We start from the raw sequence: 19676 nt of genomic DNA, 5'->3' as shown, positions 1-19676 counted from the left end.
GTGAATTTTCATGAAAAATAGTGGTTCAAGTGTAATAATTGTTATATTTTTTATGATAGTATTAATAATAATAGGTATTGGAATAAGCTCTATAGCTGATAAAGGATTAGAAAGTGGAATTTCAACAGAACAAATAAATATAGATGATGCTAATGCAGATGGAATTTCAAATGTTGTAATGGAGGAACAAATTAGCACAGGAGATGATAATTGGTCACAAGATTTAACAGATAATCCAGGACATAAAATGTCAAAAGTAAAAACATATATATTTGTAAATAATAAAATAAAAGAGTTTACTTTTAAAATGAAAGAGATTCCTGGCGAGACTATAACGAACATAAGTAAAATATATATTACAGTTATAGAAAGAAATATAAATGCAAATTGGGAATTGGACTATATAAAAAAGGAGGAATCAAGTTTAACAGTAATAGATGATACAAAAGCAGGGGAAACTTTAACAAAATCATATATTTCACAAGAAAATGGGGAATTAAATAAAGAATATAAAATCAAATTAAAATCAGGATTTAATGGGGAACTAACAAATAGAGATAAAGTGTATAAAGTAATTATTAGAATTTTTTATGAATAGAGGTGGGGAAATGAAGAAAAAAAGTTTAATTATTAGTATTGAAATAAATAGAATAAAATTTATATTAATAGATAAATCTAAAAGAATGAAAATTTTATATAATGAAATTATAGAAATAGATGATAATGTAGAAGATAAGAAATCATATATAATAAATATTATAAAAAATAAAATTAAAGATAAAAAATTGGGAAAAAACAGTATATATTTAGAATATAATTTTCCAAATATTCCTTGTAGAGGTCTTAAAATACCAATTATGCCAGAAGATGAATTAAAACAAGTGGTAAAAAGAGAAGTCGGGAAAATTTTTCCTGATAGAGATTTATCAAATTTGGTATATCAAAATTTGGGAGAAATTGAAGTAGAAGGTAAAAGATTTTATAGTATATTTTATATATTATTATCAAAGGATGATATAGATTTTTTTAAGAGATTAAATGTGAAATTATCAGGAATAGATTTTGAAGTTTTTTCTTTAGACAGAATTTTTAAAAAAAGAACTAAAGAAGAAGAAAACAGTGTTTTAATAGATGTTTCAAAATCTAATACAATTATTATGATATATAAAGAAAAAATATTGGAAGTCTATAGGGAAATTCCAATTGGATGGGATAGCATAGTAAAAAGTATAATGAATAATTTTCAAATTTCTAGAGAAGAAGCATTAAAAAAAATGAAAATATATGGTTACATAGATAAAGATATTGCAGAAGAATTAATAAACAAAAATGAAAATAGTAATGAAGATGAGATAAGACAAATAAATTTTATATATGAAACTTTAGGAAATAATTTGTTGAGAAAGATAGAGAATTCAATAATATATTTCAAAAATAATAATAGAGGGCATGATATTAATACAATATATTTAACAGGAGAAATCTTTGAGGTTAGTAGAATGGAAGATTTTTTTATGAGAGATTTTTCAATGTATAATCATGAAGCTTATAGTGGGGTTGCAGAATTAGACATAGAAGATTCAGAAGATTTTTTAGCTAAAAGTATGATTTTTTCAGATATGCTAGGAACAATTTTAATGACAAAACCACCAATGGAATTTGTTAGGGAAGAAGATAAAAAAAAGATAGAAAATATAAAAAAATATAAAAAAATTAGTTTTTTTGCTATAATTTTTATTTTGCCAGTTTTGGTAATATATTTAACTATAATGTGGGAAAATATTGTATCAAAAAAAGAGTTGGTAAAATTTCAAAAGATGACAAAAGAATTACAGCCACTAGTAAAAGAGTATGATAAATTAGATGGAAAAACTTTAAAATTAGATGAAGATATAAAAAATATAAAAAATTTAAATAAGGATAATAGTATAATAGATTTTTTTTATAGATTAAATGAGATAGCTGTGGAAAGAATATATTTTACTTCAATAAAATATAATAAAGGGACAGTGGTATTAAATGGAAAATGTATATCAGAAGATGGATTTCCTGAAATTTATATAAATGATTTTTTTAGGAGACTAGAAGAAGAATATAAAAATGTAGTTTTAAATTGGATGAAAAAAGCAACAATTGAGAAAAAAAATGGAGCTGAATTTTCAATAAAGTTAGACTTGGAGGTTGAAAATGTTAAAAAAAATAAAAAATAAATTTTCAAAACTTTCAAAAGATGACAAAGAAAAAGGAGCTTTAATTATAGTTGGATATATGATTTTAATATCGTTTTCTTATAATTTTATATTTAAAAATGACATAGAAAATATTGCAATTAATAAAAAAAAGTTGTTAAATTATAAATTTGAATATGCAAAATCAGTAGGGAAAATGTCAAAATTAAAAGATAAAAAAGCAGAAATAGAAAATAAAACGAAAGAGTATAATAATTTAAAGAAGGTATATATTAATTCTTCAGAAAAACAATTTTTAAGAAATGAAATTATTCAAAAAGGAAAAGATTGGAAAATTCAATTTAAAACAGTAGATTTTATGGAAGAAAATGGAAAATTTTATAAAAAATTTGTAATAAAATTAAATATTAGTTCTAGTTATTCTAATTTGCTAAATTATTTGAATAGTTTAAACAATTTAAGTAAAAAACTAATAATTGATAATATAATAGTAAAGAAAAATAGTAAATTAGTAAATTCTACAATAACAATACATACTATTATAATGCAAAAGGGTGATAAAAATGGGGAATAAAATTAATAACAAAAAAAATTTTTATATTATATTGATTTTAGTAAGTTTATTATTAGCAGGAATAATATATTTTTTCCCTACTAAAAAGAATAAATCAGTTCAAAATAAAAATATAACAAAAAAAATATTAAATAAAAAAGATAATAAAGCTATGAATATCAAAGAAGAAAAACAAGTTGATTTGAAAAATAAGGCAACAAAAAAAGATGCGATTAATAAAAAAGAGTTAATAAAAACAAGAATAATAGTAAGAGATATATTTAATTCAAAATATTTATATACAAAAGAAAAGGTTAATAATCAAAAAGAAAAAATAAAAGAAGAACTAAACTTTAAAGTGATGGGAATAGCAATTTCAGATAGAGGAAATAAATCTATAATATTAAATAATGGAATGATTTTAAAAGAGGGAGATAAAGTGGGGAATTTTAAAATAGTGAGAATAAACAAAGCAGAAGTAATAGTAAAAAATAGTTTGGGAAAAATAATAAAATTAAATGTCTGGGAGGGTGAATAATGGATAAAAAAAGATACCCTATATTAATAATAATGCTTTTATTATTGACATATTTAAGTTTTGGAGCTACTTATAGAGGGGAATTAATAGCTAAAGATAGGAAAATAACAATAGATTTTAAAGATGTAGATTTGTTAGATGTAATTAGAATAATATCTAGAAAATTTAACTTAAATTTAATAGCAGGCAATGATGTAACTGGAAAAGTAACAGTTAGTTTTAATAATGTGCCAGTGGATGATGCATTTGAAGAAATATTAAAAATAAACGGTTATACCTATGTAAAAGTAGGAGATATAATAAGAGTAATATCTTATCAGGAAGCAGAAAAATTATATCCTAAAAAAGTGGAAAAGGCTAAAATAGTCAAAAAAACTAAAATATATCAAGTTTATAAAATTTATAAAGGGAATATTAATGATATTATCTCTAAATTAAAAGAAATTTTAGAAAAAGATGATAAAATAATTGGAGAAGAGAATGAATCAAAAATTTTAGCTTGGGTAGATGAAGATGAAATAAAAACTTTAGAAATGGTAATAAATGAATTAGATGTAGGAAAAGAGAAAGTAAAAGAGGATAAAATAACAGAAATATTTAATGCGAAATATTTAAAAGCAGAAGATTTAATAGGAATAATTAGAGATTTGGATATAAAGATAAATGGAAAAATAACAATGAATAAAACATTAAATAGTGTAATTATAAAAGGAACAAAACAAGATGTAAAAGATATTAAAAATGTGTTTGAAAAATTTGATGTGCCTCCATTACAAGTTACAATAGAAGCAAAAATTGTAGAAGTAGCAGAAGGAAAAGATGGAACAGCAGGATTAAATTGGACATATGTGTTACCAAAAGATAAAGTTAGTGGAAATAACTTTGAATTAGGAGTTGGAGATACAACTACAGCTAATAGGGCAAGTGATGGATTGGCTTTGAAAATTGGAATGTTAGATATAGATAATTTTCAAATGTTATATAAAAATTTATTAACAAATACAAATACAAATTTGTTGTCAAGCCCAAATATAACTACAATAAGTGGGAAAAAAGCAACTTTAAATATAGGAGACAAAGTACCATATAAGGAGACAAGTGGAACTGGAGATACAGCTGTATCATCATATAAATTTGAAGATGTAGGAATAAAACTAAATGTAACGCCAGTAATAACAGAAGATGGGAAAATAAATATGTCAATAACTCCAGAAGTTAGTAGTGTAAGTAGTTATACGCCTGACAATGTACCAATGATTTCGACTAGAAGTGCAGATACTAATGTTATAATTAATAATGGACAAACATTAGTAATAGGCGGATTAATAAAAAATAGAGTTACTACCACAATTACTTCAATTCCAATATTAGGAGATATTCCAATATTAGGAGAATTATTCAAAAGTAAAATAAAAAATAATAATAAAACGAATCTTATAATTTTTATAACACCTAAAATAATAAAAACTAGAAATTTTATGAATAATATTAATTTAAATGAAGTTAATGCAGAAAACAGGAAAAAAGTTAAAGATAAACTTATAAAAAAGATTGAAATAAAAAAAAGCGAAGTGAGGGATGAAAAGTGAAAAAGACAATAATATTATTAATGTGTATAATATCAGCAATGATATATGCTAATTATGATAAAGATATGTATGTTGTAACTAAAATAAATGGGAAAGAAGTAATATTTCCTCAAAAAACTGCAACATATATTGAAACAATGTTAAATAGTGATTCTGTAGATAGCTATTTAAAACTATTTGAAGTTTATAACAAATTGGGGTATAAAGAGTTAAGTTTAAAATTTTTAAAAGAATATACAAAAAAAGGAAAACCTACATTAGAATTAGCAGAAAAATTATTTCAAGCAGGAGAATATAAAGATGAAATAGAGATATTAAATAATTTAATGAAAGATATGCCATTATGGAAACAATTAAAATTAAAAAGTTATATATATAATTTAATAGAAAATGAAGGGTTGGATATAGATAAAACCAGTTATAAAGTGTCAAATATAGATTATCTATTTTCATTATTAGATTATGAAAAAGATTTTTATGATTATTATAAAGAAAACAGATGGAGTGATAACGAAAAAATAATTATAAAAAATAGATTAAAAATAGTAGATATGAAAGGAAAAAAACAATTACAAGAGATATTTTTTGAATTATCTAATAAGTTTGAAAAATTAAGCTTTTATTATAATAATATAGAAGCAGTAAGCGATAAGGAAGGATTTTTCCAATATTTTTCGAAAGCAAAAGAGTTAGGAATAGAAATAAGTTTTCATAATATAATTGAAAAAATATATTATTTAAAATATACAGGAAAAACAGATGAATATCAAAAAGAGATAGATAAAACATTAAATTATTATATAAAAACTAAAAATTATGAAGGTATGTATGAGCTATATACTATAACAAAACAATTTAAAATTATATATAATTTAGCACTTGAAAATGATTTCTATTTTTATAAATTAATATTTGAGAATATAAATAGTGATGATTTTGATAAATTAACAAAAGAATTCGAAGAAAAATATCCAGATTCAAAATTTATGACAAATATTTTAAAAATGAAATTAATGAAAGCAGATACAAATAAAAAAAGATTAGAATTAATAAACAAAATTTTGGAAAAAGAGTTCACTAGAAATTTATTTGAAAAGAAGATAGATATATTAAAAAAATTAGATGTAGAAAAAGCAAAACAAGAGTTGGAAAATTTTATAATTAATAAAAGTGAAGAGGAAGAATTCATATATGAATATGAAAAAATATCCAATGATAATAAAGAGGTATATGATTTTTTGGATAAATTAGATAATAAAAAATATATAATAGAATATTGTGAGGAAAAAAACATAGAAACAGCAAAAGAATATAGTGATGATGCTATAAAATATTTTATGGATAAAAAAGAATATGGAAAGTTATTAAAATATAAAGGTAATTTAACTTATGAAGAGTATTATAAACTTATAAATTTAGGGAAAGAAGAATTTAAAGAAAGTGCAGCAAAGAAATATCCGTTTGAATTAAAATTTTCAGATATAAATAATTTTAAATATATCTATTTTAATGATAATTTTATAAACTACAATATAGATGATATAGAAAAAATAGAAAACAAAGAAAATAAAACAGATGCAGAATATTTTTATTTAGCAGAATATTATGATTATATTGGAGATACAAAAAGAGCATTTAAAAATATAAACCATATTTATAAAAAATATAAAAGTTATACTAAAATAATTGGACTATATAACAAAATAAAATCAGAAGAGGGGAATGTAGAATGAAAAAAATAATGGCAATTTTCACAGTAGGATTAATAATGTTAGGAGGGTGTGGAGCACCACAAGTAAAAAAAGAAACAAAAAACGTAGTAAAAAAAGTTGAGAAAAAAGTAATAGCAGATATTACCCTTTCTAATGTTCCATCAAAATTACCAGAGTACAGTAATATAAATAAAGGAAATATTTGGAAGAATTTATTAATAGTGTATCCTGATAAAAATAGAGGTGGGTATATTATAGGAAGAGGAATACAAGCAGATATTTCAAGAAAAAATAAAATGAAAAAAAGAATTAAAATGGTAAAAGATACAGAGGTTACAAAAGAGATGTTAGCTTCTCATAATTTGATATTAATAGGGAATACAAAAACAAATAGAGTATTACAACAAATGGATAAATATTTAACTATAAAAGCAAATGGAGATAAAGTTATAATTGGGAAAAAAGAGTATGTTGGAAAAAATTATGGAGTAACTTATTATTATCCTAATTTATATAATTTAAACAATAGTATGATATTAGTAATGGGAAATAGTGGAACTGCATTAAAAGAGTATGATTTTAAAAAATATGATTTAATTGCGTTTGAAGGTATAAAACAGATGATACCTGTATATTCTAAAGAAAAAGGATACGGAAGATTTAATCAAGATTGGAAATTAGATTTTTTAGAAGTCGATCCATCTGCTTTGGATACAGGAGAAAATGTAAAATTAAAAGTTGGAGATATAAAAAAATATCCATTTCCTAAATGGGCAGAAGGTAAAGTAATATATGAAATATTCTTGAGAAGTTATTATGATAGTAATGGAGATGGAATAGGCGATATACAAGGGTTAATAAAAAAATTGGATTATATAAAAAGTTTAGGTGCGGATATAATATGGCTAACACCTATATTTGATTCGCCGAGTTATCATGGATATGACATAAAAAATTATTTTAAAATAAATAAAGATTATGGAACAGTGGAAGATTTTAGAGAATTAGCAGAAGAGATGCATAAAAGAGGAATGAAATTAGTGTTAGACCTTGTATTAAATCATTGTTCTAATCAAGAACCACATTTTAGAGATGCACATAATAATCCTAATTCTAAATATGATAAATGGTTCTATTTTTCGAATATACAAAATACAATTTATCATGATTGGTTTTTTAGAGATGACGATAACAGAAGAGATACTATAAATTCTCATATGCCAGCATGGAATACAAATAATATAGATGTTGTAAATTTTCAAGTGTCAATTGCTAAATTTTGGATGGATCCAAATAAAGATGGAAATATGAATGATGGTGCAGATGGATATAGATTGGATTATGCAAAAGGACCTTCACATAATTATTGGAAATTATTTAGACAAAAAGTAAAAGCAATAAATAGCAAAACACTTTTATTAGGAGAAATTTGGACTGATTTGGACAAATTACCACCTTATTTTGATAATGAATTTGATGCAGCATTTGATTTTTCATTGCAAGGAGCAATGACTTCTGGAGTATTTAAAGATGTAGATGATACATTAAAAAGTGAAGAAAAAGTATTGCCCAAAAATGCAGTAATGGCTAGATTTTTATCAAATCATGATTTAGATAGATTCCCAACATATATACCTAAAAATCAATTAAAAGTTTATGCAGCTTTATTAATGACTTTAAACGGTATGCCAACTTTATATTATGGAGATGAGATTGGGCAAAAGGGAGAAGGTTCAGATGGAGATGAAGGCAGAAGAGCTCCAATGGAATGGTATAAAAATAATAAAGGGGCTGGAATGACATCTTGGACAAGCGTATATAATAAAAATGTAGATGGAATATCAGTAGAAGAGGAAAATGGAGTAAAAGGAAGTTTATTAAATGAATATAAAAAATTAATAAAAGTAAGGGAAAAATATATAGATATATTTGGAACAGGGAAAGCAGAATTTATTACAGCTTATGAAATGAAAAATGGAAAAGAGAAAAAAGCAAGAAGAGTGTTATCTTATTTTGTAGAAAATGGTGGTAAAAAAGCTTTTGTAGTTTTAAATTTTGGAAAAGCAGGAGAATATAGTTTGAAATTTGATAAAAATTATAATGAGGAGTATAAAGAGGTATTGAATGGTGGAGAGAATTTAGTTTTAAATGGGAATAAGCTTAAGGTGAATTTAGATGCGTTTAGTGCTAAAGTTTATATAGTGGAGTAATAGAAAATGCCGTTATTTGAGGAAATCTCAGTAACGGCTTTCGATATTAAGGTAGTGTCGAAAGTTTATAAAAGTTACAATGTAAATTTTGATGAATAAGTTAAAGATAACGTATAAATATAAAGTATAGTGAGGCAACTTTTTTTAACACTACTTGACCACACTAGCGGAGGTAAAAATGAAAGAATTTAATATAACGGGAACTTGTATTCCAGAAGAGCATTATATGGTAGATACGTCTTTAAAATTAAATGAAATGATGAAATTTGTAGAAAAAAGAAAGTATTTTACAATAAATAGACCAAGACAATATGGAAAAACAACAATGATGTATTTATTGGAGAAAAAATTGAAAAATAATAAAGACTATTTTTTAATAAGGATGAGTTTTGAAGGAATGGGAAATGAATCTTTTGAAAATGAAGAGATTTTTTCAAAAACTTTTATAGAAATGATGGCGGATAAAATAGAAAATAAAAATAAAGAAATATGTCAATATTTATATTTAGAGTTAAAAAATATAGGTAAACTTAAAGATTTATCAAAATTAATAACGAAATTAATTAAAAAAATAGATAAAAAAGTAGTTTTAATAATAGATGAGGTAGACAAAAGTAGCAATAATCAACTGTTTTTAACTTTTATAGGAATGCTTAGAGATAAATATTTAAGTAGAAATGAAGGATTGGATAATACATTTCATACAGTAATATTAGCAGGAGTGCATGATGTCAAGAATTTAAAGTTGAAACTGCGACCAGATGAGAATAGAACATTAAATAGTCCGTGGAATATAGCAGTAGACTTTGATATAGATATGAGTTTTAATCCACGTGAGATAGCAACGATGTTGATAGATTATGAAGCCGATGCTAAAACAGGAATGAATATAAAAGAGATGTCAGAAAAAATATATATGTATACAAACGGTTATCCATTTTTAGTAAGTAAATTGTGTAAAGTAATAGATGAAAAATTAAATAGAGACTTTACCAAAAAAGGGATAGAGGAAGCTATAAAAATTACGTTAGAAAATCCCAATACATTGTTTGATGATATAATAAAAAATATAGAGAATAATAGAGAGTTTTATGATTTTATAGAAAAAGTTATATTAGGAAATGATAAAGTCGATTATGTACATACAAATAAAATGGTATCAATAGGGAAAATGTATGGAATAATAAAAGAAAAGAATAAAAAAGTAGAAATAGATAATAAAATATTTGAAATATTGATTTATAATCATATGATAGCAAATAGAGAAATAAAAAAAGGTGTAGTCTTAACTTATGAATTTAGAACGAAATTTATAGAGGATGATGGGAATTTGGATATGGAATTGGTATTGACTAAGTTTCAAGAATTGATGAAAGCTGAATATAGAAAAATAGATGAAAAATTTGTAGAGCGAGAAGGACGACTACTATTTTTAGCTTTTTTGAAGCCAATAATTAATGGAACAGGATTTTATTTTGTAGAATCGGAAACAAGAGAATCAAATAGAATGGATATAGTTGTTACCTATAATATGAAAAAATTTGTAATAGAATTAAAAATATGGCGTGGAGGACAATATGAGCAAGAAGGAAGAGAACAGTTATGTAAATATTTGGAGGCACAAAATTTAGATAAAGGTTATATGGTATTTTATAATTTTAATAAGGGAAAAGAATATGTGAAGGATAGTATTATGGTTGAAGGAAAAGAAATATTTGAGATAATTGTTTAGGAAAAGTGGAAGACTTTTACCACCTACGCTAATGCTTGGAGGTGATGGGGTCTCTTTTGATTATTGTTTACATTCGGGTAGACACATAGGTCTACCACTCCAAATTTTAAATTCTTAGCCCTAAAAATAATTGAATGTGTAGTGATAGAATCCATTTCCGCCTAATGAATAATATTTTAAATTAAAAAATAGGAGAGATATAGAATCGAAATCTGTTATATTTTTATACATTTTACTTGTTAATGTTTTCAAATGTTGTATTAAATCGGATACTGGTATTTACCCCCCAATGTCATCAAGCTAAGAACTGGGCTTTCCAATGGCAAGCCCCTACAGTATTATTTTATAATGTAGGGGTTTTGCCTTTGGTAAACCCAATATAAAATTATAAATTATCGTTAACTTGACGACATTGGGGGCAACCTACTGTGTTTGCCCTCTTTTTTATTGGTTAGGAAAGTATAAATTTATTCAGAAAATAAGCTACGCCATTTTTTTGAAATATGCGATTTTTCAAAGCAAAATTTTTCAGAATCCAAAAATTTAGAAAAATATTTATACTCTACCAGATGACGCATATCTTATTTTTTTATTATCTTTTTCCTGCAACTATTATAAACTATCTATAATAATAAAAAAACTTTAAGTTTATAGAAAAATATAAATCTGTTAAAATATTCTAAATGAAGATTAAAAAAATTCTAAAAATAAAAATAAAATTTTGGAGGAAAAAATATGAAGAAAAATTACCAAATAGCAATTATTACAATGTCATTATTTTTTATGTTAGGATGTTCATCTACTTCTAAAAAAATTAGGCAAGAAACATTAAGTAGTGCTCTTAAAAAAACTGAAAAAGTAAAAAAAGAAGATAGAAAAGTAAAAAAAGCTGTTTATAAAACAAAAGATGAATTTTATATAACTGAACCTGAAAGAGAGACTATTGATAATAGAGTATATGTAAGTAAAACAAATTATTATGTGAGCAATAAAGGATTTAAAGAAATTTCAGGATTTAAATTTGATTATTCTACAGTATTTTATAGTAATGAGATAAAAGATATTGATTATTATAAAATTTTTTATACGTATAAAGCTTTAAAAAAAGATGGAATAAAATCCCAAATTGAATTAGAATTGTATCTTGGTATGGGAAAAGTTGAATTTAGAAATGACTTTAGTTATGTAAATGAGATAAAAACACCAATATCATTAACTTTTGGTGGAAATATAAAAGCTGTAATTGCAAAAATAAATAAAAATATGTTTTTGAAATTTAAGGTTGGATTAAATAGAGGAGAAGTAGGCTGGTTTTATAAAAATGAGTTATGGGATGACGAAGGGGAAATAATAACAGGAGATGGAATAGGGATGACGGAAATAAAAACAGGGGTTGAAATGGAATATTTAAGCCATTCGGGATTAAAAACAATGGTTGGTGTATCTCCTGGAATTATTTTTTTTAAAGATTATACAAGTGAGGGATTTAAAAATGATGTTATAAATTTTGGGTTTGGATTAACGTATAATATTGGAATAGGATATGAGTTTTTTTAAAGCCACTAATAAAGTGTAAATTTATGGTTGTATTATTTTGATAAGAAATTTTATTAAAGAAGAGCCTTTATGGTTATTGACTATTCCTATAAAGAATGGTATAATTTGTTATTAGATTAATTTTAGGAATAAAATAGGAGGAGAAAATTATGACATTAACAACACCAGCTTTACTATTTCCAGCATTATCCCTTTTATTATTGGGATATACAAATAGATTTTTAACATTAGCACAACTTGTTAGGGGGTTGCATGATCATCCAGAGTCGTGTGTAAATAGGATTATTGTAAAACAGATAGAGAATTTAAGAATAAGAATAAGGTTAATAAGAGATATGCAGTTTTTAGGGGTATTAAGTCTATTTTTTTGTGTTTTAAGTATGACATTTTTATTTATATCACAAGAGTTTTTAGGAGATGTAATATTTGGAATAAGCTTATTATTAATGCTTGGTTCTTTAGCTCTTTCAGTTAAAGAGATTGGAATATCTGTGGATGCTTTGACTTTAGAGATGAGTGATTGCGAGATTGGGAATAGATAAAAAATTGAAAGATATAAATTTAGGAGAAAACTAATATTTGTAATATAGTTTTCTCCTAAGGAACGTTAAAAAAATAAGTTTTTCATATTTTATTTGTTAGGAAAGTATAAATTTGTTCAGAAAATAAGCTACGCTATTTTTTAAAATATGCGATTTTAAAACGAAATTATAAGTTTATTTTTAAGCCGTTCCTAAATTATTAAAAAAAGATTTTATCTTCTAGTAACTGTAAATCCATAAATACTGTACTGTTCACTTGTACCAGCATCGTTAACAGCCGATAATGCATATATATATTCTCCAGAATCTAAATACCCTAAATTATATGAGGTTGTATATATTGATGAGTTAACTACTGTAATTTCTTGATAAGGGGTATCGTAATATTTTATTTTATATAATTTATAATATTTTGCAGTATATGAAGCATCCCAAGTTAAAATTACATCTCCTGAGGGGTGGTCAATATATGCCGTAAAATTAGTAGGGACAAGAGGTGGCTGTAATTTATGAATAGTGATGTAATCTTCATTGGAATATTCACTTTCACCTGCTTTATTTATACTTTTAACTACATAATAATATGTTGTGTCATAATCGAAGTATGAGTCGTAGTAATAAAGATTTGTTGTTTCTTTTAATTTGTGGTATGTTCCACCTTGTGTTGTGCTGTAATAAATTTTATAGCTTGTAGCTCCAATTACTTTATTCCATGATATTTTTATGCTATCATTAGATTTGGAAACTGATATTGTTGTGGCATCTGGTTTTTCATCTGGGTTATAAGGTGTTATTAATTTATATTCTGTTTTATCTCCTTCGCCATTGCTATTTGAGGAGCTTACAGCAAAATAATATTTTGTTTTATTTTGTAAACCTTCTACAGTATATTCATTTTTTTCGATATTACCAGCAACTAAGGTTTCGGCTCCTTCAGCGTCTTTTTGATAGATGTTATAAAAATCAGCTTTTTCTACATTATCCCAAGTTAAAAGAGCTGTTGAATTTCCGCTAGATACAGTAAAATTTTGTGGTGGTGTAGGAGGCAATTTTACTGTGATGAAAATTTTATTAGATGCGTCGCTTACCCCTAGAGTATTTTTAGATTTTACAACAAAAGAATAATTTTTTCCATTGACAATATTTGTGATGGTAAAATAATTTTTTTCGGTAGTGTTTAATAGAGAATAATTTTTATTATCTCCTTCAGATTTTAAAATTTGATATGTAGTGACATTTTCTACAGAATCCCATGTTAGTTTTAAAGAATATCCTTTGAATTCATATTTTAAATTTTTAGGTTTTTCTAACTTCGGAGATGCACTAACTACTTCACTATCATCACTACTTCCTAAATTGTTTTTTGCATTAACTTTAAAAAAATAAATTGTTTCTGCATCTAAATCAGTGATTTTATAATTGTTTGAATTTGTATTCCCAATTTCTGTGTATTCTCCAGATTCTGATTTGGAAGAATATACTTTATATTCCTTTGCGCCATTAACTCCGTCCCAATAAAGCTCGATACCTTTTTCAATAGGCTTTGCAACTAAATTTTGTGGAGTTTTAGGTGGAGTAAGAGAACACCCTGTAAACAACACTAAAAACATCATAACTACTAACAAACTTACCTTTTTCATTAAACTTCCTCCCTATTTTATATTTTTTATTCATTCAAATTCATTCAACTTTTGAAATCTGAATGAATATTAATGTCTATTAATGATAATAAAAAGTGTATTATCTTTTGTAGAATATAAAATTTGAAGCATTCTATATAAACACAAAAAAACTGTTTTTAAAACATTTGAGACATTTTATAATATAAAGATGTAAATGTCAAGTAGGGTTTTTGTCCTGAAATGAGAGAAATATGTCTTGAAATAGCATAAATATAGCCTGAATAGAAACTGTTTTGACTTAAAGGTAGTTTTTTTTATAAATATATTAAAAAAATTGAAAAATATAAATTTATAAGGTAAAGTATAGGTGGAACTATATTTCAATTTTTGATATAGATAGACAAGTATAAGGTTAATTCAAAAAGAGTGTATAAAAATACATACACTAGAGAAATAAATTACACATATGCTGTATAAAAAAAGTGAAAAGATAGGGATAAAATAACAAAATAACTGAAATGAATTTGCTAATTATTTTAAGTCCGTATTGTTTAAGCTATTTTTTTAATGTACCTAAAACAGTATTTTCCAAGAGGACTAAAGAAATATTCTTGTTGCAATGTAGATTCTAAAAGGATTTGCATTGCACTAGGGATATGATTTTAGGAAACCATCTTTTGGTAGGTTAATCATAAAATAATTCGACTATAAAAAGGTATTTTAGAATATATAACAGTGTAGGGGCAGACCTATGTGTCTGCCTAAATATTTGAATATATAACAAAGGGCGAACACACAGGTTCGCCCATACATTAAAAAATTAAATTTTGGAGGTATCTAAATGAAGAGAGTATTGTTAGCGTTAGTAGTATTAGTATTGGCAATTTATGGTTGCGAAAAGAAAGATAAAGTAGTTGTAACAAAAACAGCTACTGCAAAAAAAAGTTCAACAAAAAAAGCAATCAAAACAGTTAAAAAAGATGAGGTTTCAAAATATTTGCAAGTTTCATCACCTAGTTGGAAAGATCAGATAATTTATTTTGTTATGACTGATAGATTTAATGATGGAGATCCAACTAATAATGATCAAGGAGCTGGAGAATATGATCCAACTAAAAATTCTCATTATAGCGGTGGAGATATAAAAGGAGTAACGGATAAATTAGATTATATTAAAGATTTGGGAGTTACTGCTGTATGGATAACACCACCAGTAGCAAATCAATGGTGGGATCCGTGGGTAAATTATTCTGGATATCATGGATATTGGGGAGAAAATTTTAAAGAAGTAGATAAACATTTGGGAACATTAGATGACTATAAAGAGTTGTCAGCTACATTACATAAAAATGGAATGTATCTAATACAAGATATTGTGCCTAATCATACTGGGAATTTCTTTAGATATAAAGGAAAATATAATCCAAATGATCTAAGTGAAAATTACGAAGCAAATTTAGAGTCAAAGCCAACAGTAAAGCCGACACAATTTCCATTTAATTTAAATGACCCAAGAAAAGAGGAAGATAGAAAAGCTGGAATATATCATTTTACGCCAGATATAACAAATTTTAAGGATCAAAAACAGATAAAAAGTTATCAAATGAGTGGATTAGATGATTTGAACACTGAAAATCCTGTAGTTAGAGATGCGCTAAAAGATTCGTATAATTATTGGATAGAAAATGTAGGAGTAGATGCATTTAGAATAGATACAGTTGTTTATGTGGAACATGATTTTTGGAATGATTTTATACATTCTAAATCACCTGAACATTTAGGAGTTCAAGAATTTGCTAAGAAATTTAAAAAAGATGATTTTTTTACATTTGGAGAAACTTGGGTAAATGTAGATCCTTATAGCCCTTCTGGAGATGAAGCGGCTTCAAGTTATCAAGGGACAGATAAAAAACCAGAAATTAGTTCAGTATTAGATTTTCCATTACATATTACTTTGCAAAAAGTTTTTGGTGAAGGGAAAGCAACTGATACATTAACTTATAGATTAGGGAATTCAGATAAATATTATAAAAGGCCATATAGATTATTAAATTTTATAGATAATCATGATATGAATAGATTATTAACATCAGCTCCTTATATTGCGGTAAAACAAAGTCTAATGTTTATAATGACAACTCCAGGAATTCCTGTTGTATATTATGGAACTGAACAACAATTTACAGAAACAAGAGGTTCAATGTTTGCAGAAGGATTTGGTTCAGGAGGAAAAGACCATTTTGATGAAAATAATGATGCTTATAAATTTTTACAAAGCATTATAAAAATAAGAAAAGAAAATGCTGTGTTTAGAAGAGGAAAATTATCAGTAATAAAAGATACAAATACAGGAGCAGGAATTTTTTCTTATAAAATGGAATATAAAGGAAAAACAGGTTTGGTAATATTTAATACCTCTGAAAACCCAATGTTATTGGATAATCTAAAAACAGGATTAGCAGAAGGAACAAAATTAAAATTATTAAAGGGATTATCAAGAGCGGATAAAGATATTGTAGTTGGGAAAGATGGTAAAATCTCAAAAATATTAGCACCAAGAGCTGGATTATTATATATGGCTACAGATGAAAAAGTGGAAATAGGGGATAATAGTGAAAGCGTAAGTTTAATTGGAGTAAAAAATGGAATGAAATTAAGTAATAACTATGCAATATCAGGAAAAGTAAATGGAGCAAAAAAATTGTTGCTTGTATTTGATGGAGCTGTAAAAAATGGAGTGAAAATAACAGCCAATGAAGATGGAAGTTATACAGGAGAGATGCCTGTGGAGAGTATGTCAAATGGAAAACATACAGTAGTGGCATATGCTAAAACAGCAGATAGAAAAAAATATATATTATCTGAAACATATAAATTTATAGTAGATATTCCATTTGTAAAAGCAGCAGAATATAATGATAAAGTTGGAGATGACCATGGACCTACTGGAAATTACAAATATCCAACTGCAGAAACATTTACAAATCAAATGGATATAAAAAAAGCAACAATTTATACAGCAGGAAAAAATTTGAAAGTTTCATTAGAAATGGCGGGAGATATATCAACAATGTGGAATCCTAAATATAAATTTGACCATGTATCAATAAATATATTTATATCAGTGCCAGGACAAGAAGGGATAGAAGATTTGCCATTCCAAAATGCTAAGATGCCAAATGGATTAAAATGGAATTATATGACACTAGAAGGCGGCTGGACAAACTTTATATATTCAAGCAGAAATGCTTCGGCTAAAAGCTGGGGAAGTCCAGTGAGTCCGTCGCCTGTAATAAATGTTATTCCAGAAAAGAAGGAGATGAATTTTACAATTTCAGGATCTTCAATAGGGAATCCAAAAACATTAAAAGGGATAAAAGTATATATTGCAACTTGGGATTATGATGGATTGGAAAATAGTTATAGAGGGATAACACCAGAGGGGAAAGCTTATATATTTGGTGGCGGAGATGAAAATTCGCCGAAAATAATGGATGATATACCTGTGTTAGAGATAAAATGATATAAGATGAAATAAATTCAGCACAAATACGCGAAGAACGCAAAGTTACACGAAGAAAAAAATTTGATAACATTGGAATATATTCTTTTTTCAATATATATTTTCCATGTTGTAATTTTTCATCCATTGTAGAGGCACGATTTATCGTGCCTCCTGTTTTCATATCTATGTTTGCACGTCTTTATTTATCATCTTTTAATTTATTTTATGGTTCAACCACAAAAACTATGTTTATGATGAATTTCCTAAAATTACTATTGCTTAAACCATTGTTTCTATTAGGCTGATTTTTGAAAAAATTAAAAAATACATTTTTGTGGGTAAATTATCTTATTAAAAAAACACGATAAATCGTGTTTCTACATATTATTTTTGTGGTTGTAGAGACGTAGCATGCTACGTCTCTACGGTTAATTATTTCAATTTTTATATACATCTGAACTGCAATAATATGTAATCTTTTCGATTTAAATACTATTGACAAAAAACGTTATAAAAACTATAATAGGACACAATGGAATATTTAAAAAACAATTTTTTTATTGCCAAATGAATAAGTGATTTTTAAGTCATTCATAGACAAAATTTTAGGAGAGTACAAATGGACAAAAAAGAATACTTGAATTATAGAATCCTTAATTTTTCAATTTTTTTTGGTGGAGGAGCGTTTTTTGCATATGTAGGGAAATATTTAGATAGTATACATTTTACAGGTACAGAAATAGGGATTATTATATCTCTTGGAGCTTTGATATCTATATTTGTACAGCCTATCTGGGGCTATATGTCTGATAAAACTGGAGAATATAAAAAAATACTTATGTTTTTAATTGTTATGTTGTCATTTTTAGAAATATCATTATCGGTATTTAAAGATTTTAAAATGGCTATGTTAATGTTTTTTATTTTTTATTTGTTTAATTGTGGAATGGGACCGATTTTTGATACTGTATTATCAACAGCAAAATATGATTATGGAAAAATGAGATTATGGGGTTCAGTTGGATTTGCAGTAGGTGTTTTTTTTACAGGAATTATGATAGATTTAACTAATATTTATGCTATATTTGTTGTTTTTCCGATGTTTTATGTTATTTCATTTTATATTTTGAGAAAAATAGATGTAAAAGGAGCAAAGCCTCAAGATAACATAGATTATCATGATATATTATTGTTATTGAAAAATAAAAAATATATACTGTTTTTATTAAGCAGTTTTTTTATAATGGGGACAATGTATGCGAATAATACTTATTTTTCAATATTTTATGAAAAAATTGGAGGAGAAGTGGCTGGAACTGGATTTGCTTTTTTATTATTTGCATTAAGTGAAGTTCCATTTATGAGTAAGAGTAATGAAATTATTAAAAGAATTGGGAGTGAAGGAGCTTTAGTTTTGGCTGCATCATCATTTTTTATAAGGTGGATCGTTTATAGTTTGATGCCATCTCCTATTATTATAATTGCTACATTTTTTTTACAAGGTCTTTCAATAGGGCTTTATATAGTGGTTGCAATTAATTATATAAAAGAAAATACAGCTAAAGAAAGAAGGACAATGGCTTTAGCATTATATTCAGTTTCTACAGGTGGATTTAGTGCGATGTTTTTTCAATTTATAGCAGGGTTTATTTATGAAAAATATGGAATAGGAAAAAGTTATTTATTAATGGGTATATCTGTTTTAATAGGGATTTTTATATTGATATATATGCATTTTGTTGAGAAAAAAAGAGTAGCGGGATGATGGGTATGAGGAGTGGGAGAGTTTTTGTAGAGAGAATAATTTCAGCGCAAAGATGCGAAGATCGCAAAGGTACACGAAGAAAAAATTGAAGATATAAGGTAAATTTAGATAAATACTGATTAATAATTATATTCGGTTATATGTGGCTAAAATTTTACAATT

The 19676-nt window shown here is 25.6% G+C and carries 13 protein-coding genes; 12 read left to right on the top strand and 1 reads right to left on the bottom strand.

Annotation, left to right across the window (positions count from 1 at the left end; translation table 11 throughout):
• Positions 1-10: 10 nt before the first annotated feature.
• The 10 genes from RDY08_RS10195 (at position 11) to RDY08_RS10150 (ending at position 12622) form a co-directional block, all read left to right on the top strand.
• Entirely contained in the window at positions 11-598 is a 588-nt protein-coding gene (locus tag RDY08_RS10195) for a hypothetical protein (protein ID WP_307904328.1), read from the top strand.
• Positions 599-608: 10 nt separating this feature from the next.
• Positions 609-2210 (top strand): type IV pilus biogenesis protein PilM, encoded by a 1602-nt coding sequence (locus RDY08_RS10190; protein ID WP_307904327.1) that lies wholly within the window; start codon positions 609-611, stop codon positions 2208-2210.
• Positions 2188-2763, top strand: a complete 576-nt coding sequence (locus tag RDY08_RS10185; RefSeq protein ID WP_307904326.1) for a type 4a pilus biogenesis protein PilO — start codon at positions 2188-2190, stop codon at positions 2761-2763. Before RDY08_RS10190 ends, RDY08_RS10185 begins: the two co-directional genes overlap by 23 nt.
• Positions 2753-3280, top strand: coding sequence for a hypothetical protein (locus tag RDY08_RS10180; RefSeq protein ID WP_307904325.1), 528 nt, complete (start codon positions 2753-2755; stop codon positions 3278-3280). The genes RDY08_RS10185 and RDY08_RS10180 overlap by 11 nt, the downstream gene beginning before the upstream one ends.
• Complete coding sequence (locus RDY08_RS10175) at positions 3280-4869, top strand: secretin GspD/PilQ domain-containing protein (protein ID WP_307904324.1); 1590 nt, start codon at positions 3280-3282, stop codon at positions 4867-4869. The genes RDY08_RS10180 and RDY08_RS10175 overlap by 1 nt, the downstream gene beginning before the upstream one ends.
• On the top strand, positions 4866-6602 hold the full coding sequence (locus tag RDY08_RS10170) for a hypothetical protein (protein WP_307904323.1): 1737 nt from the start codon (positions 4866-4868) through the stop codon (positions 6600-6602). The genes RDY08_RS10175 and RDY08_RS10170 overlap by 4 nt, the downstream gene beginning before the upstream one ends.
• Positions 6599-8791 carry an alpha-amylase family glycosyl hydrolase gene (locus RDY08_RS10165; RefSeq protein ID WP_307904322.1) on the top strand — a complete coding sequence of 731 codons (2193 nt, stop codon included), beginning with the start codon at positions 6599-6601 and terminating at the stop codon, positions 8789-8791. The genes RDY08_RS10170 and RDY08_RS10165 overlap by 4 nt, the downstream gene beginning before the upstream one ends.
• A gap of 178 nt (positions 8792-8969) precedes the next feature.
• A complete protein-coding gene (locus RDY08_RS10160) occupies positions 8970-10523 on the top strand; it encodes an AAA family ATPase (protein ID WP_307904321.1) in 1554 nt (517 codons plus the stop codon).
• 735 nt (positions 10524-11258) lie between these two features.
• Positions 11259-12080 carry a hypothetical protein gene (locus tag RDY08_RS10155; RefSeq protein WP_307904320.1) on the top strand — a complete coding sequence of 274 codons (822 nt, stop codon included), beginning with the start codon at positions 11259-11261 and terminating at the stop codon, positions 12078-12080.
• A gap of 149 nt (positions 12081-12229) precedes the next feature.
• On the top strand, positions 12230-12622 hold the full coding sequence (locus RDY08_RS10150) for a DUF2721 domain-containing protein (RefSeq protein ID WP_307904319.1): 393 nt from the start codon (positions 12230-12232) through the stop codon (positions 12620-12622).
• A gap of 212 nt (positions 12623-12834) precedes the next feature.
• Here the strand turns inward: RDY08_RS10150 and RDY08_RS10145 are convergent, their stop codons facing one another.
• The gene (locus tag RDY08_RS10145; protein ID WP_307904318.1) at positions 12835-14262 is read right to left on the bottom strand and encodes a fibronectin type III domain-containing protein; all 1428 of its coding nucleotides are present in this window, start codon (positions 14260-14262) and stop codon (positions 12835-12837) included.
• An 823-nt stretch (positions 14263-15085) separates the two neighbouring features.
• On the opposite strand from RDY08_RS10145, the gene RDY08_RS10140 reads away from it, so the two are divergent.
• Together RDY08_RS10140 and RDY08_RS10135 are read left to right on the top strand one after the other, a co-directional pair.
• Positions 15086-17767, top strand: coding sequence for an alpha-amylase family glycosyl hydrolase (locus tag RDY08_RS10140; protein ID WP_307904317.1), 2682 nt, complete (start codon positions 15086-15088; stop codon positions 17765-17767).
• 601 nt (positions 17768-18368) lie between these two features.
• Entirely contained in the window at positions 18369-19514 is a 1146-nt protein-coding gene (locus tag RDY08_RS10135; RefSeq protein ID WP_307904316.1) for an MFS transporter, read from the top strand.
• Positions 19515-19676: the final 162 nt, after the last annotated feature.

Source organism: Haliovirga abyssi (assembly GCF_030295325.1).
In the GTDB taxonomy this organism is placed as follows: domain Bacteria; phylum Fusobacteriota; class Fusobacteriia; order Fusobacteriales; family Haliovirgaceae; genus Haliovirga; species Haliovirga abyssi.
Note: the sequence above shows the minus strand (reverse complement) of the source record. Positions and strands in the feature narration are given on the sequence as shown.

Coding starts and splice junctions, on each gene's coding strand:
- RDY08_RS10195 (WP_307904328.1), top strand. CDS start 11: ATGAAAAATAGTGGTTCAAGTGTAATAATTGTTATATTTTTTATGATA.
- RDY08_RS10190 (WP_307904327.1), top strand. CDS start 609: ATGAAGAAAAAAAGTTTAATTATTAGTATTGAAATAAATAGAATAAAA.
- RDY08_RS10185 (WP_307904326.1), top strand. CDS start 2,188: ATGTTAAAAAAAATAAAAAATAAATTTTCAAAACTTTCAAAAGATGAC.
- RDY08_RS10180 (WP_307904325.1), top strand. CDS start 2,753: ATGGGGAATAAAATTAATAACAAAAAAAATTTTTATATTATATTGATT.
- RDY08_RS10175 (WP_307904324.1), top strand. CDS start 3,280: ATGGATAAAAAAAGATACCCTATATTAATAATAATGCTTTTATTATTG.
- RDY08_RS10165 (WP_307904322.1), top strand. CDS start 6,599: ATGAAAAAAATAATGGCAATTTTCACAGTAGGATTAATAATGTTAGGA.
- RDY08_RS10160 (WP_307904321.1), top strand. CDS start 8,970: ATGAAAGAATTTAATATAACGGGAACTTGTATTCCAGAAGAGCATTAT.
- RDY08_RS10155 (WP_307904320.1), top strand. CDS start 11,259: ATGAAGAAAAATTACCAAATAGCAATTATTACAATGTCATTATTTTTT.
- RDY08_RS10150 (WP_307904319.1), top strand. CDS start 12,230: ATGACATTAACAACACCAGCTTTACTATTTCCAGCATTATCCCTTTTA.
- RDY08_RS10145 (WP_307904318.1), bottom strand. CDS start 14,262: ATGAAAAAGGTAAGTTTGTTAGTAGTTATGATGTTTTTAGTGTTGTTT.
- RDY08_RS10140 (WP_307904317.1), top strand. CDS start 15,086: ATGAAGAGAGTATTGTTAGCGTTAGTAGTATTAGTATTGGCAATTTAT.
- RDY08_RS10135 (WP_307904316.1), top strand. CDS start 18,369: ATGGACAAAAAAGAATACTTGAATTATAGAATCCTTAATTTTTCAATT.